The sequence below is a fragment of the Thalassococcus arenae genome (genome assembly GCF_019104745.1).
GTDB lineage: Bacteria > Pseudomonadota > Alphaproteobacteria > Rhodobacterales > Rhodobacteraceae > Thalassococcus_B > Thalassococcus_B arenae.
This window is the reverse complement of record NZ_JAHRWL010000001.1, coordinates 841,184-865,286: the sequence shown is the minus strand read 5'-3', so window position 1 is coordinate 865,286 and position 24,103 is coordinate 841,184. Positions and strand designations below refer to the sequence as shown.

Genomic DNA, 24,103 nt, shown 5'->3' with positions numbered 1-24,103 from the left:
TGAATTTGATTATTTAATGTAAAACAATTAAAAATGATTCCACAAGAGGTAAACGATGATCCGTATCCTGCTCATTCTCGCCCTTGCCCTTCAAGGCTGTACCGCCATCGATGCCGTCACGGCCGCCAGGCTCGGCACAACCGATCCCCTGTCCGCCGATCCCGCCGTCTACCGGGTCATTGCGCATCTGCCGGAGGGTCTGGAAATCATCCCCGGTAGCGCGCGGTTGGTGCTGGTTGCGACGCGCGACGGGCAAACGGCCGGCGGGGAGTTCGTGCTCGACCGACAGACATCGGGTCGTCAAAGTGCTTTTTCAGTGGCCGATCGCGACCTGCCGGCGCTGCGGGCCGCGCAAGCCGCCGCGCGGACCTGGGAAACCGAAGATCCGCAAGGCACGTCCGGCAGCCTGTCGCTGTCTTTCGGACTGTGCACCGTCGATGGCGGCCCCGACATGGACGTCCCGGTCAGCGCCGAAATCGCGATTGACGGTGGCACGCCGCGTCCGCTGTTGCGCCCGACCCCGGTCAGACGCTATCTGGCGATGATGCGGCAGGCAGGCAGGCCGGTCGGACCCTGCGAAAACACCGCGTGACATTGAGATTTCGCACGCGCGGTGTTACCTTTATTCCATGCCGTGTGCCGGGGCTGACCGGCGCGTAGCGACAAGGAGGACGATGTCCTGTCAATCACGACCCATGCGGCGGATGCCGCAGCCCGGGATCCCCGCATGAGCGGGGCGCTCGACACCGCGATCACCGCCGAGACGCTTCTGTCCGCGGTTCTCGCTTCTCTCGATGACAACAAGGCCGAAGACGTCGTGCAGATCGACCTGCGCGGCAAGACCTCTGTCTGCGATTACATGGTGGTCTGTTCGGGCCGGTCGTCGCGGCAGGTCGCGGCGATTTCCGAGAAACTGGTGGAAACGCTCAAGCACGATCACGGTGTCCTGTCCAAGACCGAAGGCAAGGATACCGGCGACTGGGTGCTGATCGATGCCGGCGACGTGGTGGTCCACGTTTTCCGTCCCGAGGTGCGCGAATTCTACCAGCTTGAAAAGATGTGGCTGCCGGCAAGCGGCGCCGGGGCGTCTGCCAAGGCGCAGTAGTGCGGCTGCATCTTTGCGTTGTGGGCCGGCTGCGGGCGGGTCCCGAACGCGATCTGATCGACGATTATCTGGACCGTGCCACGCGAACGGGCCGGGGCCTTGGCCTCGGGCCGGTGAGCGAACACGCGGTCGAGGACCGCAAGGGCGGTGGCATGGCGGCCGAAGCGGCCTTGCTGACCCGCGCGGTGCCCGACGGCGCGCGGCTGTGCGTGCTGGACGAACGCGGCAAGGCGCTGTCGTCGCCGGAATTCGCCGACACGCTGGCAGGCTGGCGCGACGGGGGCGCGGCGAACGCGGCCTTTGTCATCGGCGGGGCGGATGGGGTCGACCCCACCCTGCGCGACAACGCCGATCTGGTGCTGTCGCTGGGCCGGATGGTCTGGCCGCACATGCTGGCGCGGGTGATGCTGGCCGAGCAGCTCTACCGTGCCACGGCGATCCTGGCGGGAACGCCCTATCACCGGGTTTAACTGTACGCGATGACAAGCAAAATCACGCCCAGGATCACGCGGTATATCACGTAAGGCGTGAAGCTGACCGATCGCAGCAGACGCATCATCAGCGCCAATGCGGCGAAGGCGGCGGCAAAGGCCATCGCGGCGGCGATGGCGCCGTCGCGGGCGGCCTGCGCATCGGCGGTGGCGATCACCTCGACCCCAAGCAGCGCGCCCGAGGCGACGATGGTCGGGATCGACATCAACATCGCCAGCCGCGCCGCGTCGTGGCGGGCATAGCCCAGGTGCCGCGCGGCGGTGATGGTGATGCCCGACCGCGACGTGCCGGGAATCAGGGCCACGGCCTGCCAAAGCCCCATGACGAGGGCGTCGCGCAGGCTCCAGTTTTCCGCGGTTTTCACTTGTTTTCCAAAGCGATCCGCCCAGTAAAGCACGAGGCCGAAGCCCAACATCGTCCACCCGATCACCGCGATCGAACGCAGCGCGTCGTCCCAGCCGGTCAGTTTGAGCGCGAGGCCGAAGAGGATGACCGGGATGGTGGCGACCAGCAGGCAAAGGGCAAGAAAGGCCGAAGCGGTATCGACCTTGCCGCGTATCAGCCGGGTGGTGCCGTGCAGCGCGATCTTCACGTCCGACCAGAAATACAGCACCACGGCGCCCAACGTACCGACATGGACGGCAACATCGATGACCTGACCCTGGTCTTGCAGGCCGGTGAGATTCGGCAGCAGAATCAGGTGGCCCGAGGATGAGACCGGCAGAAATTCGGTTATTCCCTGCACCAGGGCGACGAGAAGGAGATGCGTCAGGGTCATGGAGCGTTCTGCCCGGTCTGCGGATGTGGTCTGTATAAACGCTTTAGATTCAATGAGAAGCGAATAATTAAATCCGAATCGGACCCAAATATCATCAGATTCCCACCTCTCTCGTGGTGCAGTGGGTCAAAGAAAGCGATATAAGGTCAGCAATTGTGACTTTTATTGTCCGAAAGCTTTCAGTAAAAGCCAGCCTACCGGGGAGACTTCCAAGGAGCTTTGGGAATGGCCAAGCAGCCGATGCTGAAATTCGTGAGTGTTGACCGGGACATGCCCGAAAAACGCGACGCCAATGTGCGGCGCGAGGATTTCCACGAGATTTACGCAGAGTACGCAGACCAGAAGGCCGCCGAACAGGCCAGCCGCTGCAGCCAATGCGGCGTGCCCTATTGCCAGAGCCATTGCCCGCTGCACAACAACATCCCCGACTGGTTGCGCCTGACCGCCGAGGGCCGCCTGCAGGAAGCCTACGAGATCAGCCAGGCCACCAACACGTTCCCGGAAATCTGCGGCCGCATCTGCCCGCAGGACCGGCTGTGCGAAGGCAACTGCGTGATCGAGCAATCCGGCCACGGCACCGTCACCATCGGCGCGGTCGAGAAGTATATCACTGATACCGCTTGGGAAAACGGCTGGGTGCAGCCGATCAAGCCGGCCAAGGAACGCGCCGAGAGCGTCGGCATCATCGGCGCCGGCCCCGGTGGCCTTGCCGCCGCCGACGTGCTGCGCCGGGCCGGCGTGCAGGTCACCGTCTACGACCGCTATGACCGCTCGGGCGGACTGCTGACCTACGGCATCCCCGGCTTCAAGCTGGAAAAGGACGTGGTGATGCGCCGCAACGAACAGCTCGCGAAGGGCGGCGCGCGCTTTGTCTTGAATTGCGACGTGGGCCGGACCATGGCCTTCGAGGATATCCGCGCGCAGCACGACGCGGTGATCATCGCGACCGGCGTCTACAAGAGCCGCGACCTGGGTGGACCGGGCGCAGGCGCAGACGGGATCGTCAAGGCGATCGACTATCTAACCGCCTCGAATCGCAAGTCTTTCGGCGACGAGGTGCCGGAGTTCGACAGCGGCGAACTGAACGCCGAGGGCAAGCGGGTGGTGGTGATCGGCGGGGGCGACACGGCGATGGATTGCGTGCGCACGGCGATCCGGCAGGGCGCGGTCAGCGTGAAATGCCTGTATCGCCGCGACCGGGCCAACATGCCGGGCAGCCAGCGCGAGGTGCAGAACGCCGAGGAGGAAGGCGTGCAGTTCGAATGGCTGACCGCGCCCAAGGGGTTCCGGGGCGATCCGGTCGAGGCCGTCATCGTGCAGAAGATGCGGCTGGGCCCGCCCGACGCGACGGGCCGCCAAGCGCCTGAAATCATTGAGGGTTCCGACTATGACGAGCCCGCTGACCTGGTCATCAAGGCGCTGGGGTTCGAGCCCGAGGACCTGCCCGCGCTGTGGGGCCAGCCCGAGCTGGAAGTGACCCGCTGGGGCACGGTCAAGGCCGAGTTCACCACCGGCCGCACGGCCCTGCCGGGAGTCTATGCGGTGGGCGACATCGTGCGCGGCGCCAGCCTGGTGGTCTGGGCGATCCGCGACGGGCGCGATTGTGCGGAGGCGCTTCTGGCGGATCTTAACGCAACGACCGCCGTGGCCGCGGAGTGATGTGCAACGGCAATCCGTCCTGAAACGGTCGATTTCGGGACGGATCGGTGGGGGGCCGAACCCCGGGTTTCGGCGGGTCGCAGCAGCGATCCGTCCGGTTTTCCCCGAATTCGGGACGGATTGGTGAGCGGTCTGTGCGATGACGCACAGAGCAACGGAAAAGGCGCAACGGGCGCGTTAAGGATTGCAGGATGATCGAGCCCTATCGCAGGACCGGAAAGATGGACGGCCAGTGCCTGTGCGGCGCTGTCCGGATCGCCATCGACGGCGAACACGTCGCCGCCGTGGGCGTGTGCCATTGCCAGATGTGCCAGCGCTGGACCGGCGGCGTGTTCGCCTGTTTCGGGGCGTCCGCCGGGGCGGTCACGGTCAGCGGCCCGGTGGTGCGGCACAAGACCTCGGATTTCGCCGAGCGGGCGTTTTGCGGCACGTGCGGCAGCAACCTGTGGATGCGCGACGTGATCGAGGAAGACGCGGATTTCGAGCTGATGCCCGGGCTGTTCCCCGAGGCGCAAGCGTTTCCGCTGATCTCGGAAATCTATACCGACCGGGCGCCGGCCTATGGCCACATGGCGGGCGATCACGTGCGTGCGACGCGGGCCGAATACGAGGCCAAGCACCGCTTTGTCGAGGGTGAGGCGTGAGCCGATTGAATGCGCATCGTTCGAATCGATTTGCCCGGCGGCACGCCGGGCCGCGCCCGACCCTCCCCCCGGGAGGGCGCATTGTAGTCGTCATGCTCCGAACCAGTGGCTTGAGCGTGACAGTCTTTGCAAAGACCATATCCGTTGCGATCGCCCTCCCAGGGTCGGGCGCGGCCCTTTTCAACGGAAATCATAACACCACCGCCGCAAGTGCGGCCCCGCAGACAGGAGCCTGACATGACCAAGTATGACGCAGCCTGGGCCGCCGCCGAGGAAGCCAAGCGCCAGTGGATGGCCGAGAACGGTCTGTATGACGACAGCGAGGAGCATTCGTCCTGCGGCGTCGGCCTGGTGGTCAGCATCGACGGCAAGAAATCGCGCCAGGTGGTCGAGAACGGCATCAAGGCGCTGAAGGCGGTCTGGCACCGCGGCGCGGTGGATGCCGACGGCAAGACCGGCGACGGCGCGGGCATCCATGTGCAGATCCCGGTGGCGTTCTTCTACGACCAGGTCGACCGCACCGGCCACAGCCCGCGCAAGAACGAGTTGATGGCTGTGGGCCAGGTGTTCCTGCCGCGCACCAATTTCGGCGCGCAGGAGACCTGCCGGACCATCGTCGAGACCGAGATCCTGCGCATGGGCCATTACATCTATGGCTGGCGCCACGTGCCGGTGAATGTCGATTGCCTGGGCGAGAAGGCCAATGCGACCCGGCCCGAGATCGAGCAGATCCTGATTTCCAACGCCAAGGGCGTGGACGAGGAGACCTTCGAGCGCGAACTGTATGTCATCCGGCGGCGGATCGAGAAGGCGGCCTTGGCGGCGGGGATCACCCAGTTGTACATCGCGTCGCTGTCCTGCCGGTCGATCATCTACAAGGGCATGATGCTGGCCGAGCAGGTGGCCGATTTCTATCCCGACCTGCAGGACCCGCGGTTCGAGAGCGCCTTTGCGATCTATCACCAGCGCTATTCCACCAACACCTTTCCGCAATGGTGGCTGGCCCAGCCGTTCCGGATGCTGGCCCATAACGGCGAGATCAACACGCTGAAGGGCAACACCAACTGGATGAAGTCCCACGAGATCCGCATGGCCTCGGCCACGTTCGGGGACATGGCCGAAGACATCAAGCCGATCATCGCCAACGGCGCGAGCGACAGCGCGGCGCTGGACGCGGTGTTCGAGGTACTGGTGCGGGCCGGGCGCAACGCGCCGATGGCCAAGACGATGCTGGTGCCGGAATCGTGGTCCAAGCAGGCGGTCGAGCTGCCGCAGGCCTGGCGCGACATGTATTCCTATTGCAACGCGGTGATGGAGCCCTGGGACGGCCCCGCGGCGCTGGCGATGACCGATGGCCGTTGGGTCTGCGGCGGGCTGGACCGCAACGGGCTGCGGCCGATGCGCTATGTGGTGACCGGTGACGGTCTGCTGATCGCGGGGTCCGAGGCGGGCATGGTGCCGGTCGACGAGGCGACGGTGCGCGAGAAGGGCGCGCTGGGGCCGGGCCAGATGATCGCGGTCGACATGAAGGCGGGCAAGCTGTTCCACGATGTCGAGATCAAGGATGCGCTGTCGGCGGCGCAGCCCTTTGGCGAGTGGGTCGGCAAGATCAACGAGCTGGACGAGGCGCTGGGCGGGATCACCGAGAAGCCGCTGTTCGAGGGCGCCGAGCTGCGCCGCCGCCAGATCGCGGCGGGCTACACGATCGAGGAGCTGGAGCAGGTGCTGGCGCCGATGGCCGAGGACGCCAAGGAGGTCGTGGCCAGCATGGGCGACGACACGCCGAGCGCGGTTCTGTCCAAGCGCTATCGCCCGCTGAGCCATTATTTCCGGCAGAATTTCAGCCAGGTGACGAACCCGCCGATCGACAGCCTGCGGGAATACCGGGTGATGAGCCTGAAGACGCGGTTCGGCAATCTCAAGAACGTGCTGGACGAAAGCAGCGCGCAGACCGAGATCCTGGTGCTGGACAGCCCGTTCGTGGGCAATGCGCAGTTCGAGGCGTTGCAGACCCATTTCAATGCGCCCTCGGCGCGGATCGACTGCACCTTCGAGAAGGGTGCGGGCGCGCTGCGTGCCGGGCTGGACCGCATCCGCGCCGAGGCCGAGGATGCCGTGCGCAGCGGGGCGGGGCACCTGATCCTGACCGACGAGGAGGTCGGCGAGGACCGGGTCGCGATGCCGATGATCCTGGCCACCAGCGCGGTGCACAGCCACCTGACGCGCAAGGGCTTGCGGACCTTCTGTTCGATCAACGTGCGGTCGGCGGAATGCATCGACCCGCATTACTTTGCCGTGCTGATCGGCGCCGGCGCCACTGTGGTCAACGCCTACCTGGCCGAAGACAGCCTGGCCGACCGGATCAAGCGCGGCCTGCTGGACATGAGCCTGAACCAGGCGGTGGCGCGGTATCGCGAAGCGGTGGATGCCGGGCTGCTCAAGATCATGTCGAAGATGGGGATCTCGGTCATTTCGTCCTATCGCGGCGGGCTGAATTTCGAGGCGGTGGGCCTGAGCCGGGCGATGTGCGCCGAGTTCTTCCCGGGCATGATTTCCCGCATCTCGGGCATCGGGGTGGCGGGCATCCAGAAGAAGGCCGAGGAGGTTCATGCGCTCGGTTTCGCCAGCGGCCGCGACGTGCTGCCGATCGGCGGTTTCTACAAGGCGCGCAAGTCGGGCGAGACCCATGCCTGGGGCGCGCAGACCATGCACCTGCTGCAATCGGCCTGCGACCGCGCCAGCTATGAGCTGTGGAAGACCTATTCCAAGGCGATGCAGGCCAACCCGCCGATCCATCTGCGCGATCTCTTGGCGATCAAGCCGCTGGGCAAGGCGATCCCGTTGGAGGAGGTGGAAAGCATCACCTCGATCCGCAAGCGCTTTGTGACGCCGGGCATGTCGCTGGGGGCGCTGAGCCCCGAGGCGCACAAGACGCTGAACGTGGCGATGAACCGGATCGGGGCCAAGTCGGACAGTGGCGAAGGGGGGGAAGACCCCGCCCATTTCGTGCCCGAGCCCAATGGCGACAACCCGTCGGCCAAGATCAAGCAGGTCGCCAGCGGCCGGTTCGGCGTGACGGCGGAATACCTCAACCATTGCGAAGAGCTGGAAATCAAGGTGGCCCAGGGCGCCAAGCCCGGCGAGGGCGGCCAGCTGCCCGGCATGAAGGTCACGAAACTGATCGCGCGGCTGCGCCATTCCACCGAGGGCGTGACGCTGATCAGCCCGCCGCCGCATCACGACATCTATTCGATCGAGGACCTGGCGCAGCTGATCTATGACCTGAAACAGATCAACCCGCGCGCCAAGGTGACGGTCAAGCTGGTGGCGTCCTCGGGCGTGGGCACCATCGCCGCCGGCGTGGCCAAGGCCAAGGCCGACGTGATCCTGATCTCGGGGCACAATGGCGGCACCGGGGCCAGCCCGGCGACCAGCATCAAATATGCCGGCCTGCCCTGGGAGATGGGCCTGACCGAGGCGCATCAGGTCCTGTCGATGAACAACCTGCGCGACCGGGTGACGCTGCGCACCGATGGCGGATTGCGCACCGGGCGCGACATCGTCATGGCGGCGATGATGGGGGCCGAGGAATACGGCATCGGCACCGCCGCACTGATCGCGATGGGCTGCATCATGGTGCGCCAGTGCCAGTCCAACACCTGCCCGGTGGGGGTCTGCACGCAGGACGAAAAGCTGCGCGCCAAGTTCACCGGCACGGCGGACAAGGTGGTGAACCTGATCACCTTCTACGCCCAGGAAGTACGGGAAATCCTGGCCAGCATCGGTGCGCGGTCGCTGGACGACGTGATCGGCCGGGCCGACCTGCTGCGGCAGGTCAGCCGCGGCGCCGAGCATCTGGACGACCTGGACCTGAACCCGCTGCTGATCCGCGTCGATGGCAGCGACGACATCGTCTACGACCGTGACAAGCCGCGTAACGCGGTGCCCGACACGCTGGATGCCGAGATCGTGCGCGACGCCGCGCGATTCCTGGAGGATGGCGAGAAGATGCAGCTGTCCTATGCGGTGATGAACACGCACCGGACGGTGGGCACGCGGGTCAGCAGCCATATCGTGCGCAAGTTCGGGATGCGCAACGCGCTGCAGCCGGACCATCTGCATGTGAAGTTGCAGGGTTCGGCCGGGCAATCGCTGGGCGCCTTCGCGGCGCCGGGGCTCAAGCTGGAAGTGTCGGGCGATGCCAACGACTATGTCGGCAAGGGCCTGTCGGGCGGCCTGATCGTGGTGCGCCCGCCGCAGGTCAGCCCGTTGGTCGCCAGCGAGAACACCATCATCGGCAACACGGTGCTGTACGGCGCGACCGACGGCTACCTGTTCGCCGCGGGCCGGGCCGGCGAACGGTTCGCCGTGCGCAACAGCGGTGCCAAGGTAGTGGTCGAGGGCTGCGGATCGAACGGCTGCGAATACATGACCGGCGGGGTGGCGGTGATCCTGGGATCGATCGGCGCGAATTTCGGCGCCGGCATGACCGGCGGCATGGCCTATCTGTATGACCCCAAGGGGCTGGCGATGGACATGATGAACCATGAAAGCCTGGTGACCTGCCCGGTCACCACGCCGGAATGGGAGGCGCAGCTGAAAGGCCTGATCGAACGCCACGTCGCCGAGACCGGCAGCCGCAAGGGCCAGGACATCCTGCAGAACTGGGACATCGAGAAGGTGAATTTCGTCCAGGTCTGCCCCAAGGAGATGCTGAACAAGATCCCGCATCCGCTGGGCATCGAGGACGACCTGGCGATGCCGGCGGAATAACGCGGCTTGGCTTTGCGACGATCGGGAAAGGCGCCGGGCAACCGGCGCCTTTTCTTCTTGCAAGGCTCTCTCCGCGACCGGGTGTCGGCGGGTTTTCGTCAAAGTATCGCCATCGCGGCGTGGTTCCTTGTGCCGGGCCGTCCCGGTTGACAGATCGTTCGGTCGGGTGGAGGACAGGCATGGCGACGATTTCGTCGACGGCCCTGAACGTGAACGACGCCAGGCCACGGGCAGCGGATTCCCTTGGGCGGGGCGAGGGACTATAAGCGGGCATGGCGCAGGCAAAGACCACCAAGGGCAAGGGCAGGGCCGGGACGAAGCGGGCGGCGCGCAAGGCGCCGAGACCGCGCCCGCTACGCTGGGTCTTGCGCATGGCCTTGCGCGCCGGACTGGCGGCGGCGGTGCTGGTGGCCGTGGCGGTATCGCTGTATTCGGTGCTGAACCCGCCGATCACCCACACGATCTGGGCCGAACAGCGCCGGCTGGGCAGCGTCGACCGCGCCTGGGTGCCGCTGGAAGGCATCGCGCCGGTGATGCGGCGGTCGGCGGTGGCGGCGGAGGATGCGAATTTCTGCCTGCACTGGGGGTTCGACATGGATGCGATCCGCGCCGCCATCGAAGCGGGCGGGGCGCGCGGCGCTTCGACCATCAGCCAGCAGACGGTCAAGAACGTCTACCTGTGGCAGGGCCGGTCCTGGGTCCGCAAGGCGTTGGAGGCCGGGCTGACGCCGGCGGTCGAGGCGGTGTGGTCCAAGCGGCGCATCCTGGAGGTCTACCTGAACGTGGCCGAGTTCGACGAGGGCGTGTTCGGCGTCGAGGCGGCGGCGCGGCATTATTTCGGTGTCGGGCCGGAGCGGCTGAGCGCGCGGCAGGCGGCGCTGCTGGCCGCGGTGCTGCCCAGCCCCAAGACCCGCGACGCGGCGCGGCCGACCGGGTTTCTGAACCGCCGCGCCCGGGCGATCATGTCGGGCGCCGCGACGATCGCCGCCGACGGCCGGGCGGCCTGTTTCGAGTGATTTTCGCGTGACGCGCGCGGCTTGATCCCGGTCACGGGGCGGCGGGCGATTCGGTGCGATGATGGCGCGTCTGGTTGTCTCGATACGGGGGAGGGGTGCGATGCCTGGCATGCCGCGATGGCACAGGCCGGTGGCGGCGATCGCCGCGCTGTTCGGGCTGGCGACGCTGGTTTCCGGCGGGCGGGCGCTGTTCGGCGGCGACGCGGCGCGCGCCGCCGTGGGCGACGCGGTGCCGCTGGTGCTGTGGTTCAACTTCGCCATGGGCGCGGCATACCTGGCCGGGGCGGCGGCGCTGTTCGCGGGATCGCCGCTGGCGCGGGGCATCGCCTGGACGATCGGGCTGGCCACGGCGGCGGTCTTTGCCGTGTTCATCGGGCTGGCGCTGACCGGCACGCCGTTCGAGTGGCGCACGGTGGGCGCGATGGTTCTGCGGTCGGGCTTCTGGCTGGGGATCGCGCTGGCGCTGGGGCCGGGGCCGGGCCGCCGGGCGGGCTGAGCCGGTCAGCCGAGCCAGCGGAAGGCGCGGCGCAGGAAGCCGGGCGCGTCCCGGGTGACCGGATTGCCATGGGCCATCAGCACCGTTTCGACCGGCCAGGCGGCGATCTGCGCAAGCGCCGCGCGGGCGCCGGCGCGCGGGCGCGCGGCCAGGCGGAACTTGCGCGGCACCGCCGGTTCCGGCCCGGTCATGCCATCCAGCCGCGCCACCAGGCCGCGCCAGCCGCGATACCAGCCTGGCGGCATCTGCTGCAGCAGGTCGGTGAAGAGCGCGGTGCCGGACGCGCGGTGGAAGAACACGATCTCGGGCGCGATGGCGTTGGGAAAGACCGCCTGGTCGATCTGCCCGGCCCAGCCCGGATGCGGGTCGGCGCCCAGATCGTCGGTCCAGGCGAGCTCGGCGCGCTTGGCGCGCAGGCCCGGGGCGGCGTGCAGGCGGGCGTCGGGAAAGGCCGCGGCCCAGTCCGCCAGCGCCATGTGGTGCAGCGCGTTCGGCGCGACCAGATGCGCCACCGGGCCGAGCGCCGCGACGGCGTCGCGCAGCGCCGCGTCGAACGCCACCGGCGACCAGAGCCACAAGCCACCATCGGCCAGCCGCGCCACCGCCATGCGGGTGGGATAGTGGAACCCGGCCGCCGCGGTGATCGGCGGGCCGTCGGCGATCCAGAGATCGGGGCCGGAAGAGGACAGCATGGCGTGCCTTTGCGCTGGGTGTTGCGAAGCTGCGCCGCCGCGTCGCCGAGGTCAAGTGGCGCAGGGCGGCGGGCGGTGTTCCGCGTCCGCAGCCGCGATGCGCCGTCGGGGAGTTGATCCCGGCGCGGTTTCGCGGCATTGAGAGCGAACCCTTTTCAGTATGTCCGGAACCCGCCCGACATGGCCAGACTTTACCACGTGCCGCTGTCCCCGTTCTGCCGCAAGGTGCGGCTGAGCCTGGCGGAGAAGAAGATCGAATGCGAACTGGTCGAGGAGCGCTATTGGGAGAAGGATGCCGATTTCCTGCGCCGCAACCCCGCCGCCAAGGTGCCGGTGCTGAAGATCGACGGCAAGACCATGGCCGAGTCCGCGGCGATCTGCGAATACCTGGAAGAGAAATACCCCGAGCCGCCGCTGATGCCGCGCTCGGCCGAGGGCCGCTATGAAGTGCGCCGGATCGTCGGCTGGTTCGACGACAAGTTCCACCAGGAAGTGACGTCGAAACTGCTCTACGAGCGGGTCAACAAGAAGGTCATGAAGGCGGGCTTTCCCGACAGCGGCAATGTCAAGGCGGGCGCAAAGGCGATCAAGTATCATCTGGATTACATGGCCTGGCTGCTGGACCATCGCCGCTGGCTGGCGGGCGACGTGATGACGCTGGCCGATTTCGCCGCCGCCGCGCATCTGTCGGCGCTGGACTACATCTCGGACGTGGACTGGAACCGGTCGGAGGTGGTCAAGGACTGGTATGCCAAGATCAAGTCGCGTCCGGCCTTTCGGTCGATCCTGGCCGACCAGGTGCCGGGCTTTCCGCCGCCGGCGCATTATGCCGACCTGGATTTCTGAGCGGGCCGCCGGGCGGCGCTGTTTTGGCTTGCGCCAAAAGGCGCCCCGCCCGCCGTCCCGTTCGGGTGCGGACATGGGGCGGGCTTGCGGGCGGTGAGCGGGGATCTGCGTATTTCGAAAGAGAAGAAGCCGGGGGACGGTCTGAAGGCGGCGCTGGTGGCGCGGGCGGCGGCGGAGGGTTTCGCGGCATGCCGGGTGTGCCGGCCGGATGCGGTGCCGCAGGCGATGGGGCGGCTGCGGGCCTTTCTGGCCGAGGGGTGGCACGGCCAGATGTCCTGGATGGAGGACCGCGTGGGATGGCGCGGCGATCCGGCGGCGCTGTGGCCGCAGGCGCGGTCGGTCATCATGCTGGCCGAGAATTACGGCCCCGAAGGCGACGTGATGGACAGGCTGGCGCAGCGGGACCGCGGGGTGATCTCGGTCTATGCGCAGAACCGCGATTACCACGACGTGGTCAAGAAGCGGCTGCAGCGGCTGGGGCGGTGGCTGATCGAGGCGGCGGCGCGGCACCCGGAATGGCAGGGGGGTGGCCTCTCATCGCATCGCGAGGATGCGATTGCCGGCCACGCGGTGCCCGCTGCGCGGACACCGGAAATCAAGGTGTTCGTCGACACCGCACCGGTGATGGAAAAGCCGCTGGGCCAGGCGGCCGGGCTGGGCTGGCAGGGCAAGCATACCAACCTGGTGAGCCGGGAGCTGGGGTCGTGGTTTTTCCTGGGCGCGATCTTTACCACGGTCGATCTGGCGCCGGATGCGGCGGAGGTGGATCATTGCGGGTCGTGCCGGGCCTGCCTGGATGTCTGCCCGACCGATGCCTTTCCGGCCCCCTACCGGCTGGATGCGCGGCGCTGCATTTCCTACCTGACGATCGAGCATCGCGGCCCGGTGGACGCGGAGTTGCGCGCGGGCCTGGGCAACCGGATCTATGGCTGCGACGATTGCCTGGCGGTCTGCCCGTGGAACAAGTTCGCGGTGCGGGCGGCGGAGGTGAAGTATCACGCCCGGCCCGAACTGGTCGCGCCGGAGCTGGCGCGTCTTGCGGCGCTGGACGATGCCGGGTTCCGGGCGCTGTTCGCGGGATCGCCCATCAAGCGGATCGGGCGGGGCCGGTTCGTGCGCAACGTCTGCTACGCCATCGGCAATTCCGGGGATGCGGGCCTGTGCGGTGTGGTGCAGGCTCTGTGCGACGACCCGGATGCGGCGGTGGCGGATGCGGCGCGCTGGGCGGTGGCGCGCCTGTCCGGGTGACGGCGCGTGCGGCGCGGGCGGGATTGCGTATTTGGAAAAGAGAAGAAGGGCCCTTGTTTTTGATGTGGGGGCCGGGATGACGCGGCGCCAGCGCGGCTGGCGCGATCGTGAGGGATGTGACGGCGTGCTTTGCTTTTGCGCCGCGCATCCCATCTAATGGGGGCAAGAGATGGAGGATATGCATGGCCAAGTATGAACGCCGCGCCGAGGTGATCGAGAGCCTTACCCCGGAGCAATACCGCGTCACCCAGCAGAGCGGCACCGAGCGGCCGGGAACCGGGGAATACCTGGGCAACAAGGAGCCGGGCATCTATGTGGACATCGTCTCGGGCGAGCCGCTGTTCGCATCCGCCGCCAAGTACGAAAGCGGCTGCGGCTGGCCGAGCTTCGTCAAGCCGATCGAGCCGGAGAACATCGTCGAGCTGCGCGATGTCAGTCACGGCATGATCCGCACCGAGGTGCGCAGCCGTCACGGCGACAGCCATCTGGGGCATGTGTTCCCGGACGGGCCGGCCGATCGCGGCGGTCTGCGCTATTGCATCAACTCGGCATCGCTGCGGTTCATCCATCGCGACGACATGGAGGCCGAGGGCTATGGCCAATATATCGACCAGGTGGAGGAACGGGCATGAGCGAACAACGCGCGGTTCTGGCGGGGGGGTGTTTCTGGGGCATGCAGGATCTGATCCGCAAGCTGCCGGGCGTGGTGCGCACGCGGGTCGGCTATACCGGCGGCGACGTGCCCAACGCCACCTATCGCAACCATGGCAGCCATGCCGAGGGGATCGAGATCTTCTATGACCCGGAGAGGATCAGCTATCGGCGGCTGCTGGAGGTCTTCTTTCAGATCCACGACCCGACAACGCCGAACCGGCAGGGCAACGATATCGGGCCGAGCTATCGTTCGGCGATCTATTATGTCGACGAGGATCAGCGGCAATGCGCGCTGGACACCATCGCCGATGTCGAGGCCAGCGGGTTGTGGCCGGGCCGGGTGGTGACCGAGGTCGAGCCGGTGGGTGATTTCTGGGAGGCCGAACCCGAGCACCAGGATTACCTGGAGCGCATTCCCAACGGCTATACCTGCCATTTCCCGCGGCCGAACTGGGTGCTGCCCAAGCGCGACGCGGCGGAATAGGAGCGGGCCCGTGGCAGAGATGATCACCGAGGTCGGGGATTATTTCGCCAGGGGCTGCGGGCGCTGCGACCGGTTCGATACCGAGGATTGTTCGACGCGCCGCTGGTCCGAAGGGCTGGCGGCGCTGCGCGATCTGTGCCTGGGGATGGGGTTGGGCGAGCAGGTGAAATGGGGTCATCCCTGTTACAGGCATGCCGGGCGCAACATCGCCGTGATGGGGGCCTTTCGCGGAGATTTCCGGCTGAGTTTCTTCAACGCCGCGCTGCTGGACGACCCCGGCGGGTTGCTGGAGCGGTCGGGGCCGAACACCCGGCATGCGGATGTGGTGCGGTTCCGCGACACTGCCGCCATGACCGCGCAATCGGATGACGTGCGGGCGCTGCTGGCCCAGGCGATGGCGCATGCCGAAGCCGGGCGGCGGGCGCCGCGCGATGCCGCGGCGCCGGAGCTGCCGGAGGCCCTGGCGGACATGCTGGATGCCGATCCCGCGCTGGCCGATGCTTTTGCCGCACTGACGCCGGGCCGGCAGCGCAGTTTCGCGATCCATGTCGGCGGCGCCAAGCAGGAAGAGACGCGGGCGCGACGGGCGGCATCCTGCCGGGGCAAGATCCTGGCGGGCAAGGGCTGGACCGAGCGCTGAGGCGATCCATGCGGGAATGCATGGATGGCGTGCCGGATTGGCGGGTTCCGGCCGGGTCGGGACGGCCTTATCTGCGCGGAAACGACAGGAGAACGCCATGACGACCAAAGCCGCATTCTGGGACAAGATCGCCGAAGGATATGCCAAACGCCCGGTGGGCGACGCGCAGGCCTATGAGCAAACGCTGAACCGGGTGCGGCACTGGCTGGCACCGGACATGGCGGTGCTGGAACTGGGCTGTGGCACGGGGACCACGGCGCTGAGGCTGGCCGATACCGGGGCGGATATCCTGGGCACGGACCTGTCGGGCGAGATGATCCGCATCGCCGAGGGCAAGGCGGCGGTTCAGGGCGATGCCAATGTCCGTTTCGCCGTCGCAGAGGCGGGCGCAGCGCAGGGTGCGTTCGACGCGGTGATGGCCTTCAACCTGCTGCACCTGGTCGAGGACCTGCCCGGTACGCTGACGCATGTGCGCGCGCGGCTGCCCGAAGGCGGGCTGTTCATCTCGAAGACGCCCTGCCTGGGCGGCAAGCCGTGGTTCAGGCCGCTGATCGGGTTGCTACGCCTGGTGGGCAAGGCGCCGTTCGTGGCCTTTCTGCGGCCGGCGGAGCTGCGGCGGGCCATCGAGGCGGCGGGCTTCGAGGTGGTCGAGACCGGGGATTACCCGCCCAAGCTGCCGAGCCATTTCGTGGTGGCCCGCGCGGTGTGACGCGCCAAGGGGGTGTCGGACGCCGCTCGTGCTGCGCACATCGCCCCGCCCGCCATCCCGTTGGGGCGCCCCGCCATCCGTGCCGCAACGGGGGTGGAGAGGGGCCGGCCCCTCAGGGCCCGGTGGGCCAGTTCACCCCGGCGGCTGACCGGCACGACGACGGGGGACAGGGCGCTTTCCGGGTTGACGCAGACCGGTCTGACGTCACGTAGCGGCGTGACAGCGGCGTGCGGATGGTGTGTGGTGCCCGCCGAAAGGGAGGCCTTTGACATGACCCAGTACCCGCATCTTCTTGCCCCGCTCGACCTGGGCTTCACCACGCTGGAGAACCGCGTGCTGATGGGGTCGATGCACACCAACCTGGAAGAGCGCGGCGACTGGAACCGGGTGGCCGAGTTCTATGCCGAGCGTGCCCGCGGTGGCGTGGGGCTGATGGTGACGGGCGGGCTGGCGCCGAACCATGAAGGCGGCGTGTTTCCCGGCGCGGGCGGGCTGTACACGGCCAAGGATGTCGAACACCACAGGATCGTGACCGAACGGGTGCACGATGCGGGTGGCAAGATCGCCGCGCAGATCCTGCATGCCGGGCGCTATGCCTACGGCCCGGACTGCGTCGCGCCGTCGGCGATCAAGTCGCCGATTTCGCCCTTTGCGCCGAAGGAACTGGACGAGGCCGGGATCGAGAAGCAGATCGCCGATATCGCATCGGCGGCGCTGCGGGCGCGCGAGGCGGGTTATGACGGTGTCGAGGTGATGGGATCCGAGGGGTATTTCATCAACCAGTTCATCGTCACCCATACCAACAAGCGCACGGATCGCTGGGGCGGCAGCTATGAGAACCGGATGCGGCTGCCGATCGAGGTGGTCAAGCGGGTGCGCGCGGCGGTGGGCGATGACTTCATCATCATCTACCGGCTGTCGATGATCGACCTGGTGCCGAATGGCTCGACCTACGCCGAGGTGGTGCAGCTGGCGCAGGAGATCGAGCGCGCCGGCGCCACGATCATCAATACCGGCATCGGCTGGCACGAGGCGCGCATCCCGACCATCGCCACGTCGGTGCCGCGCGCGGCCTTTGCCTGGGTGACGAAAAAGCTGATGGGCCAGGTCGGCATCCCGGTCATCACCTCGAACCGGATCAACACGCCGGACGTGGCCGAGCAAGTGCTGGCCGAGGGCTGCGCCGACATGGTCAGCATGGCGCGGCCGTTCCTGGCCGATGCGCATTTCGTCGCCAAGGCCAGGGCGGGGCGGGCCGACCTGATCGCGCCCTGCATCGCCTGCAACCAGGCCTGCCTGGATCACACGTTCCAGGGCAAGGTCAGTTCCTGCCTGGTCAATCCGCGCGCCTGTTTCGAGACCGAGATCGTGCTGGAGCCCGCCGCCGCGCCGAAATCGGTGGCCGTGGTGGGCGCCGGGCCGGCGGGCCTGGCGGCGGCTATCGCGGCGGCGGGTCGCGGCCACAAGGTGACGCTGTTCGACAAGGCCGACGAGATCGGCGGGCAGCTGAACATGGCCAAGCAGGTGCCGGGCAAGGAGGAATTCTGGGGCCTGGTCGACTGGTTCCGCACCATGCTGGGCGAGACCGGCGTGACGCTGTCGCTGGGCCGCGTGGTTTCGGCCGACGACCTGACCGGGTTCGACGAGGTGATCGTCGCCACCGGCGTGGTGCCGCGCGATCCGCAGATCCCCGGCCAGGATCATGCAAAGGTGCTGGGCTATGTCGACGTGCTGCGCGGCAAGGCGCCGGTGGGCGAGCGGGTGGCCATCGTGGGCGCGGGCGGCATCGGGTTCGATGTCGCGGAATTCCTGGTGACCGGACACAGCCCGACCACCAGCCTGCCGGACTGGATGCGCGAATGGGGTGTGACCGATCCCGAGACCGCGCGCGCGGGCCTGGCGCCCGAAGGGCCGCAGCCGGATGCGCCGGTGCGCCAGGTCACGCTGTTGCAGCGCAAGGCCGAAAAGCCGGGCAAGCGGCTGGGCAAGACCACCGGCTGGATCCACCGCGCCAGCCTGATGATGAAGGATGTCGCGATGAAGGCGGGCGTGAATTACGAACGCATCGACGACGAGGGCCTGCATGTGTCCTATGGCGAGGCGCGCGAGCGGCCCGAGGTGATCGCCTGCGACAGCGTGGTGTTGTGCGCGGGCCAGCTGAGCGAACGGTCGCTGGCCGATGCGCTGGAGGCCAGGGGGGTCAAGGCGCATGTGATCGGCGGCGCCGATGTGGCCGCCGAACTGGACGCCAAGCGCGCCATCGACCAGGGGGTGCGTCTGGCGGCGGTGCTGTAGGCGCTTGGGGTGGACGGGGATTCCATGTAACGATTCGCGCGTCGCGTGTCCTGTTGCCCGAGGAATCCCGTCATGGCCGGAACCAGAACCCAATCCCTGCCTTCGCCCTATGAACCGCTGCTGGACACGGATCCGCGCATGCCCGACCTGACCCGGCAGGGCATGGTCAAGCTCAGGCTGGATGTGCCGCCGATGTTCTATGCCGGCACCGTGCCGGGCGAAGAGATGGCGGCGGCGTCGTCCGGCGGCGACGACACCCCGCCGCGCGCGGTGCTGAACCGCCACCTGGTCAGCACGGTGGCCTATACCCGCGACGCCAGCGGCAAGGCGAGCTTTTTCTCGGCGCTGTTCAAGGCCGAGGCCAAGGCCACGCAGGTCGGCGTGATCCAGGAGGCCAAGACCTTTGCCGTGGTGCAGACCGAGGACGGGCGCGACGTGGAGATGGGCATCGCGGTACGCCTGCAGGTCGAGGCGTCGCGGTTTTCGTCGGATGTGCAGGTGTCGATCCCCAATATCGCCGCCGAGGCGCAGCTGGGCCTGAGCCGGGCCGAGATGGAGATCAGCGTGCGCGGCTTCGCCGGGCCGCTGGGCAATCTGCTGCCGGTGCCCAAGGCGGTCGATCTGACAAGCTATGCCGATTACATCGAGTCGTTCCGCCGGATCCAGGAACATGTCTTTTCCGATACCGGGCGGGATCATTATTCGCCCGTGGCCCTGGGGCTGCACCACCTGGCAGGCGCGCCTGCGGGTTGAGCTTGGCGCTTGGCCTTGGTTGCGGAACGCGTTTAGGTGGGGCCATGACGCCGATCTATGCCTATGACATCGCCCCGGACGCCACGGCCCGCGCGTTGGTCGACGGGGCCTGGGATTCGCCGCCGCCGGATGACGGTTATCGCTGGCTGCATCTCGACCTGACGCGGCCGGACACCGAGCACTGGCTGGCGCGCAACCTGCCCGACATCCCCGGCCGCGCCATGGCCGCCACCGAAACGCGGCCGCGCTGCGACGCGCTGCCCGGCGGGCTGATGCTGAACCTGCGGGCGATCAACCTCAATGCCGGCGCCGACCAGGTCGACATGGTGTCGCTGCGGATCTGGGTCGATGCGCGGCAGGTCATCACCGTGCGGCGCCGCAAGGTCTTTGCCGCCGAGACATTGCGGGACCGGATCGAGCAGGGCGGCGCGCCGGTCGACCTGGTGGCCTTCGTCGATGTCCTGGCGGACCTGATCGTCGACCGCATCGAGGACGTGGCGCTGGATTACGAGGACCGGATCGATGCGCTGGAAGAGGACGTGCACGAACAGGAGGTTCTGTCGCATGACGCGCTGGGCCCGCTGCGGCGGCGGGTCATCAAGCTGCGCCGCTATTGCGGGCCGCAGCGCGAGGCGCTGCTGAGGCTGGCGCGGCTGGAACAGCCCATCGCGGCGGTGGCGCATCCGCAGCTGGCCGAGATCGCCAACCGCATGGTGCGGGTGGTGGAAGAGCTGGATTCGCTGCGCGACCGGATCGCCGCGCTGCACGATCACATGGCCGGGGTGCTGTCGGCGCAGCACAGCCGGAATTCCTATGCGTTGTCGGTGGTCGCTGCGGTGTTCCTGCCGCTGGGGTTCCTGACCGGTCTGTTCGGGGTGAACATCGCCGGCATGCCGGGCACCGGCTGGGCCTGGGCCTTTCCGGTCTTCGCGGCGATCAATGTCGCGGTGGCGGTGGGGCTGTTCTTTCTGTTCCGCGCGATCCGCTGGATCTGAGGCACGGAATCTCGGGCACGGCGGGCGCCGCTCGGCCCGGGCATGGCCCGGACCATCGCCCCGCCCGCCGTCCCGTCGGGTCATTCCACCACGATGGTGATCTGTTCCGACACCACGGGCGGGTTGTGCGGCACGTGGAAATGATCGCCCAGCACCAGTTGCAGCGTGTGGGTGCCGGCGGGCAGGTCCAGCGTCATTTCGGTCTGGCCGCCGCCGAAATGGCGGTGGTTGTCGTCGCTGGGAATGCCGTTGGCGGCGATCTCGGCATCCATCTCGCCTTCGCCGAAGGGCGCGCGGTTGACATAGAGATGGTGATGGCCGGTGTTTTCCTTTTCGACGCCGGCGGGCGCGACGCCCATGCCGCTGAGGCCGAAGATCACCTTGACCGGGCCGGACAGCGTGGCGCCGTCTTCGGGCGCGACGAAATAGACCGCTGCGCCCTCTGGCGCGGGGGTGCCCTGGGCGAGGGCGGCGGTGGCGGAGAACGCGGCGATGGCCGCCGCGGAAAGAAGACGTTTCATGGCAGAACCTCCCGTTTGTGCGGGGCGCGCGATGCCGCCCGCAATCGGGAATGATAGCACGAAGCGGCGCCGCGGCGATGCGCCGTTGTCGTTTCGCCAACGCCGACACTGCCCGGCAATACCCCGATATTGTCCACCCCGCGCCGTAGTTGCGCCCCTTTTGCCGCCGATAACCCTCTCCGACAGTTGAAGCGATGGGAGACGGGAATGGATCGTCTGACCGAGATGGAGGCGTTCGCCACGGTGGTGGACCAGGGGGGCTTTACCGACGCCGCCAAGAAGATGGGCATTTCCAAGTCCGCCGTGTCCAAGCATGTCTCGAGTCTCGAGGCGCGGCTGGGTGCACGGTTGCTGAACCGCACCACGCGGCGCGTCAGCCCGACCGAGATCGGCCTGGCCTATTACGACCGCGCCCGCCGGGTGCTGAACGATGCCGGCGAGGCCGACGCGCTGGTCACCTCGATGCAATCGGCGCCTTCGGGCCTGCTGCGCATCTCGGTCGCCACGGATTTCGGCGTGAACCACATGTCGCCGGTGCTGGGCGAGTTCCTGGCGGAATTTCCCGACATCACCGTGAACATGGTGCTGAACAACCGCTATGTGGAGCTGATTTCCGAAGGCTTCGACATGGCCGTGCGTATCGGCGAGCTGGAAGACAGCACGCTGCGCGCCCGCAAGCTGACCGAGACCACCAAGCGGATGATCGCGGCGCCGTCCTATTTCGAGAAATTCGGCCGCCCCGCGCGGATCGACGACCTGAACGAGCACAAGCTGCTGCATTACTCGAACCAGTCGTCGGGCAATGTCTGGAAGATCACCGCGCCGTCGGGCGAAAAGCGCCAGGTGCGCACCGCCGGCTGGCTGAGCGTCAATGACGGCCAGTCGCTGCTGAACGCCTGCATCGCGGGTCTGGGCATCGCCTATCTGCCGTCCTACCTGTATCACGAAGCGATGGAGGCCGGGCTGGTCGAGGATGCGATCCCCGATCTGCCGGTCGAAACGCAAGGCATCTACGCGGTCTATCCGCCGGGCCGGTTCACCCAGCCCAAGGTGCGCGCCTTCATCGATTTCCTGGTCCACCAGTTCGCCGAAAAGGGCCCGCTGAAGTGGTGAGCCGATCTTCCCCGTGCCTGTCCTGATAGGCTGACTGCGAACCCGGGCTTCGGCCCGGGTTTTTTCTGCCGTGCGAGGCGTCCATGACTTGCGGATCGAAAGCGTGTCGCGAGCGCCGCGTGCGGCCGCTATAAGCCCTTGGCGGACACCGTGCCTGCGCGGAATCAAGGCCGCAGGCCGCCGCGCATCGCCGGGCCGCCCCCACGGCACGGCGATTTGGCGACACGGGCGCAAGGCTCGGCCGTTGTCCGGACGTGGTTGCCATAAAGCGCCCAATCCCGGCAATCGATCGCCGCACCGCGGCCCGGCAACGCGCGGCTTGTCACGGTGACGATGAACGTCCGCTTCGTCCGCCAAGCCGACCTTGGATGCCTTCGGGAGACCCGCATGGCCGACATAAAGCGTCAGATGTCCGCTCTGAGCCCTTGGCGGACGGTGAGCGCCGGAGCAACGCAGGGCCGCGCCCTCCCTCGGGTGGGCGCTCTCGACGGCTGTTGTCGCCGGTTCATGGTCCCACAAACCTCCCGCGATTGTGCGGGTGTGCGGCGTCGCAAATGCGCCCTCCCAAGGTGGAGGGAGGGCGCGGCCCGGCGGGCTTCGCCCTTGATTCCGCGCCCTGGGTGCTCTGAACGAACGTCCCCTTCGTCCGCAGAGCGGACATTTGGATGCAAGCGAAGACGCCCCGATCTCGGCGCAACCATCACTCGGTCGACAGCAGCACCGCCTCGACCCGGCGGTTGGTGTCGCGGCCTTCCTGGGTGAGGTTGGTGGCGCGCGGAGAGAGATAGCCGACGCCATCGGCCGAGACCTGGGCGGCGGGCACGTCGCGGGCGCGCATATAGGCCACCACCGATTGCGCGCGGCGGGTCGACAGCGCCTGGTTGGCGGCCAGCGAACCCGTCGCGTCGGTATGGCCGACGAAGACCACGGTGCGGTCGGGATTGCCGCGCAGATAGGCGGCCAGTTCGTCGAGCGAGGCATAGGTTTCGCGGGCCAGGTCGGCCGAGCCCGAAGCGAAATCGAGATCGCTGAGCACCACATGTCCCTGCGTCTCGAGCCGTTCGGTCAGGCTGCCGGGCGGTTGCGGGGCGGCGGCCGCGGGTTGCGTGGCCACCAGCCGCGGCGCGCCGGTTCCGACCTGGAACCCGTCGCCGCTGCCAAAGCCCGCGCGCACGACCTGCAGGTATCCCGCATTGCCGGTGCGGCTGGCCAGCAGCGACACCACCGCGCCGTCGCCGCGCCGGGCCGAGACGAAGCGGAAGGCGGTCAGGTCGACCAGCATGGCGGGGGCCTGAAGCACTTCGGTGCCGAAACGGAAATCGAAACCGCCGCAATCGGACGCGGCGCAATCCAGCACGATCTCGAACCCCTGCGCGGCCAGTTCGTCGCGCAGGGGCACGATGATCTGGCTGGGGGTCAGCCCGGTGCCGTCGATGCGCCAGGCCTCGCGCACGACGCGGCCTTCGACCACCTGCACGGGCAGGCCGGCATCCAGCGTCCAGGGGCCGGTGGGCAGCGGGTAGCGGCCGGGATCGCCGACCTGCTGGGCGGTGCGCGCGGCGCCGTCGGGCAGGGTCAGCGCGGGCAGGGCGGCGGGCAGGGCCAGCGCCGCGAGCAGGGCCAGCGCCCTAGCGCGACTGCGCGTGGTATTCGGCATTCGGGCGCATGTCGGTGGCGCTGGCCACGCGGTTGGTCATGTTGAAAAAGCCCGCGACATTGGCGATGTCCCAGATGTCGCGGTCGCTGAAGCCTGCCGCGCGCAGGGCGGCGCGGTCGGCCTCGGTGATTTCCGACGAGGCCCGGGTGATCTTTTCGGCGAAACCCAGCATCGCGGTCTGGCGAGCGTCCAGCCGGGCGGCGCGCCAGTTCATCACCAGCATCTCGCCCAGTTGCGGATCGCCCGACAGCGCCCGCACCGCGGCGCCGTGCGCGGTCAGGCAGTAGAAGCATTTGTTGACCGAGGACACGACCACCGCGATCATCTCGCGTTCCAGCTTGGTCAGGCCGCTGTCGGCCAGCATCAGGTCGTTGTACATCGCGGTGAAGGCGTTGAGCTTGTCGATGTCGAACGCATAGGCGCGCAGCACGTTCGGCACCATGCCCAGCTTGTCCTGGCAGATGTCGAAATACTTTTGCGTCTCGGGCGGCAGCGGGTCGACCATCGGCAGGTCGAGCGCGGTGGGCATGTCC

At 67.6% G+C, this 24,103-nt stretch carries 23 protein-coding genes; 18 read left to right on the top strand and 5 right to left on the bottom strand.

The window, feature by feature from the left end:
* Positions 1–55: 55 nt before the first annotated feature.
* From KUH32_RS04325 to rlmH, 3 genes are all read left to right on the top strand, one after another.
* A complete protein-coding gene (locus tag KUH32_RS04325; RefSeq protein ID WP_217776830.1) occupies positions 56–592 on the top strand; it encodes a hypothetical protein in 537 nt (178 codons plus the stop codon).
* A gap of 135 nt (positions 593–727) precedes the next feature.
* Positions 728–1,105, top strand: a complete 378-nt coding sequence (gene rsfS / locus KUH32_RS04320; RefSeq protein ID WP_217776829.1) for a ribosome silencing factor — start codon at positions 728–730, stop codon at positions 1,103–1,105.
* Complete coding sequence (gene rlmH / locus KUH32_RS04315) at positions 1,105–1,575, top strand: 23S rRNA (pseudouridine(1915)-N(3))-methyltransferase RlmH (protein WP_217776828.1); 471 nt, start codon at positions 1,105–1,107, stop codon at positions 1,573–1,575. The genes rsfS and rlmH overlap by 1 nt, the downstream gene beginning before the upstream one ends.
* Here rlmH and KUH32_RS04310 read toward each other — a convergent pair.
* On the bottom strand, positions 1,572–2,375 hold the full coding sequence (locus KUH32_RS04310) for an undecaprenyl-diphosphate phosphatase (RefSeq protein ID WP_217776827.1): 804 nt from the start codon (positions 2,373–2,375) through the stop codon (positions 1,572–1,574). The two genes, rlmH and KUH32_RS04310, sit on opposite strands and share 4 nt — an antisense overlap.
* A gap of 225 nt (positions 2,376–2,600) precedes the next feature.
* Here KUH32_RS04310 and KUH32_RS04305 point away from each other — a divergent pair, with 225 nt between their 5' ends.
* The 5 genes from KUH32_RS04305 (at position 2,601) to KUH32_RS04285 (ending at position 10,963) form a co-directional block, all read left to right on the top strand.
* A complete protein-coding gene (locus tag KUH32_RS04305; protein WP_217776826.1) occupies positions 2,601–4,034 on the top strand; it encodes an NAD(P)-dependent oxidoreductase in 1,434 nt (477 codons plus the stop codon).
* 191 nt (positions 4,035–4,225) lie between these two features.
* Entirely contained in the window at positions 4,226–4,678 is a 453-nt protein-coding gene (locus tag KUH32_RS04300) for a GFA family protein (protein ID WP_217776825.1), read from the top strand.
* Positions 4,679–4,915: 237 nt separating this feature from the next.
* The gene (gene gltB / locus KUH32_RS04295; RefSeq protein ID WP_217776824.1) at positions 4,916–9,451 is read left to right on the top strand and encodes a glutamate synthase large subunit; all 4,536 of its coding nucleotides are present in this window, start codon (positions 4,916–4,918) and stop codon (positions 9,449–9,451) included.
* Positions 9,452–9,723: 272 nt separating this feature from the next.
* A complete protein-coding gene (gene mtgA, locus KUH32_RS04290; RefSeq protein ID WP_217776823.1) occupies positions 9,724–10,467 on the top strand; it encodes a monofunctional biosynthetic peptidoglycan transglycosylase in 744 nt (247 codons plus the stop codon).
* Between the two features lie 100 nt (positions 10,468–10,567).
* Positions 10,568–10,963 (top strand): hypothetical protein, encoded by a 396-nt coding sequence (locus KUH32_RS04285; protein WP_254898978.1) that lies wholly within the window; start codon positions 10,568–10,570, stop codon positions 10,961–10,963.
* A gap of 5 nt (positions 10,964–10,968) precedes the next feature.
* On the opposite strand, the gene KUH32_RS04280 is transcribed toward KUH32_RS04285, so the two are convergent.
* Entirely contained in the window at positions 10,969–11,655 is a 687-nt protein-coding gene (locus KUH32_RS04280; protein WP_217776822.1) for a DUF4336 domain-containing protein, read from the bottom strand.
* A gap of 180 nt (positions 11,656–11,835) precedes the next feature.
* On the opposite strand from KUH32_RS04280, the gene fzlA reads away from it, so the two are divergent.
* From fzlA to KUH32_RS04235, 9 genes are all read left to right on the top strand, one after another.
* Entirely contained in the window at positions 11,836–12,501 is a 666-nt protein-coding gene (fzlA, locus tag KUH32_RS04275) for an FtsZ-binding protein FzlA (RefSeq protein ID WP_217776821.1), read from the top strand.
* Between the two features lie 93 nt (positions 12,502–12,594).
* A complete protein-coding gene (gene queG, locus KUH32_RS04270; protein WP_348541082.1) occupies positions 12,595–13,749 on the top strand; it encodes a tRNA epoxyqueuosine(34) reductase QueG in 1,155 nt (384 codons plus the stop codon).
* Positions 13,750–13,931: 182 nt separating this feature from the next.
* Positions 13,932–14,381, top strand: a complete 450-nt coding sequence (gene msrB, locus KUH32_RS04265) for a peptide-methionine (R)-S-oxide reductase MsrB (protein WP_217776820.1) — start codon at positions 13,932–13,934, stop codon at positions 14,379–14,381.
* Positions 14,378–14,887, top strand: coding sequence for a peptide-methionine (S)-S-oxide reductase MsrA (msrA, locus tag KUH32_RS04260; protein ID WP_217776819.1), 510 nt, complete (start codon positions 14,378–14,380; stop codon positions 14,885–14,887). Before msrB ends, msrA begins: the two co-directional genes overlap by 4 nt.
* A gap of 19 nt (positions 14,888–14,906) precedes the next feature.
* Positions 14,907–15,527 carry a YdeI/OmpD-associated family protein gene (locus KUH32_RS04255; RefSeq protein ID WP_217778284.1) on the top strand — a complete coding sequence of 207 codons (621 nt, stop codon included), beginning with the start codon at positions 14,907–14,909 and terminating at the stop codon, positions 15,525–15,527.
* A gap of 97 nt (positions 15,528–15,624) precedes the next feature.
* Positions 15,625–16,236, top strand: a complete 612-nt coding sequence (locus KUH32_RS04250; protein WP_217776818.1) for a class I SAM-dependent methyltransferase — start codon at positions 15,625–15,627, stop codon at positions 16,234–16,236.
* 270 nt (positions 16,237–16,506) lie between these two features.
* Positions 16,507–18,531, top strand: coding sequence for an NADPH-dependent 2,4-dienoyl-CoA reductase (locus KUH32_RS04245; protein WP_217776817.1), 2,025 nt, complete (start codon positions 16,507–16,509; stop codon positions 18,529–18,531).
* A gap of 72 nt (positions 18,532–18,603) precedes the next feature.
* A complete protein-coding gene (locus KUH32_RS04240; protein ID WP_217776816.1) occupies positions 18,604–19,284 on the top strand; it encodes a hypothetical protein in 681 nt (226 codons plus the stop codon).
* A gap of 44 nt (positions 19,285–19,328) precedes the next feature.
* Positions 19,329–20,279 carry a zinc transporter ZntB gene (locus KUH32_RS04235; RefSeq protein ID WP_217776815.1) on the top strand — a complete coding sequence of 317 codons (951 nt, stop codon included), beginning with the start codon at positions 19,329–19,331 and terminating at the stop codon, positions 20,277–20,279.
* An 80-nt stretch (positions 20,280–20,359) separates the two neighbouring features.
* On the opposite strand, the gene KUH32_RS04230 is transcribed toward KUH32_RS04235, so the two are convergent.
* Positions 20,360–20,800: a DUF4399 domain-containing protein gene (locus KUH32_RS04230; RefSeq protein WP_217776814.1), complete on the bottom strand. Its 441-nt coding sequence runs from the start codon at positions 20,798–20,800 to the stop codon at positions 20,360–20,362.
* A 207-nt stretch (positions 20,801–21,007) separates the two neighbouring features.
* Between KUH32_RS04230 and KUH32_RS04225 the strand changes: the two genes are divergently transcribed.
* Positions 21,008–21,913 (top strand): LysR family transcriptional regulator, encoded by a 906-nt coding sequence (locus KUH32_RS04225; protein WP_217776813.1) that lies wholly within the window; start codon positions 21,008–21,010, stop codon positions 21,911–21,913.
* A gap of 700 nt (positions 21,914–22,613) precedes the next feature.
* On the opposite strand, the gene KUH32_RS04220 is transcribed toward KUH32_RS04225, so the two are convergent.
* Together KUH32_RS04220 and KUH32_RS04215 are read right to left on the bottom strand one after the other, a co-directional pair.
* Positions 22,614–23,570 (bottom strand): OmpA family protein, encoded by a 957-nt coding sequence (locus KUH32_RS04220; protein WP_217776812.1) that lies wholly within the window; start codon positions 23,568–23,570, stop codon positions 22,614–22,616.
* A complete protein-coding gene (locus tag KUH32_RS04215) occupies positions 23,542–24,099 on the bottom strand; it encodes a peroxidase-related enzyme (RefSeq protein WP_217778282.1) in 558 nt (185 codons plus the stop codon). Before KUH32_RS04215 ends, KUH32_RS04220 begins: the two co-directional genes overlap by 29 nt.
* Positions 24,100–24,103: the final 4 nt, after the last annotated feature.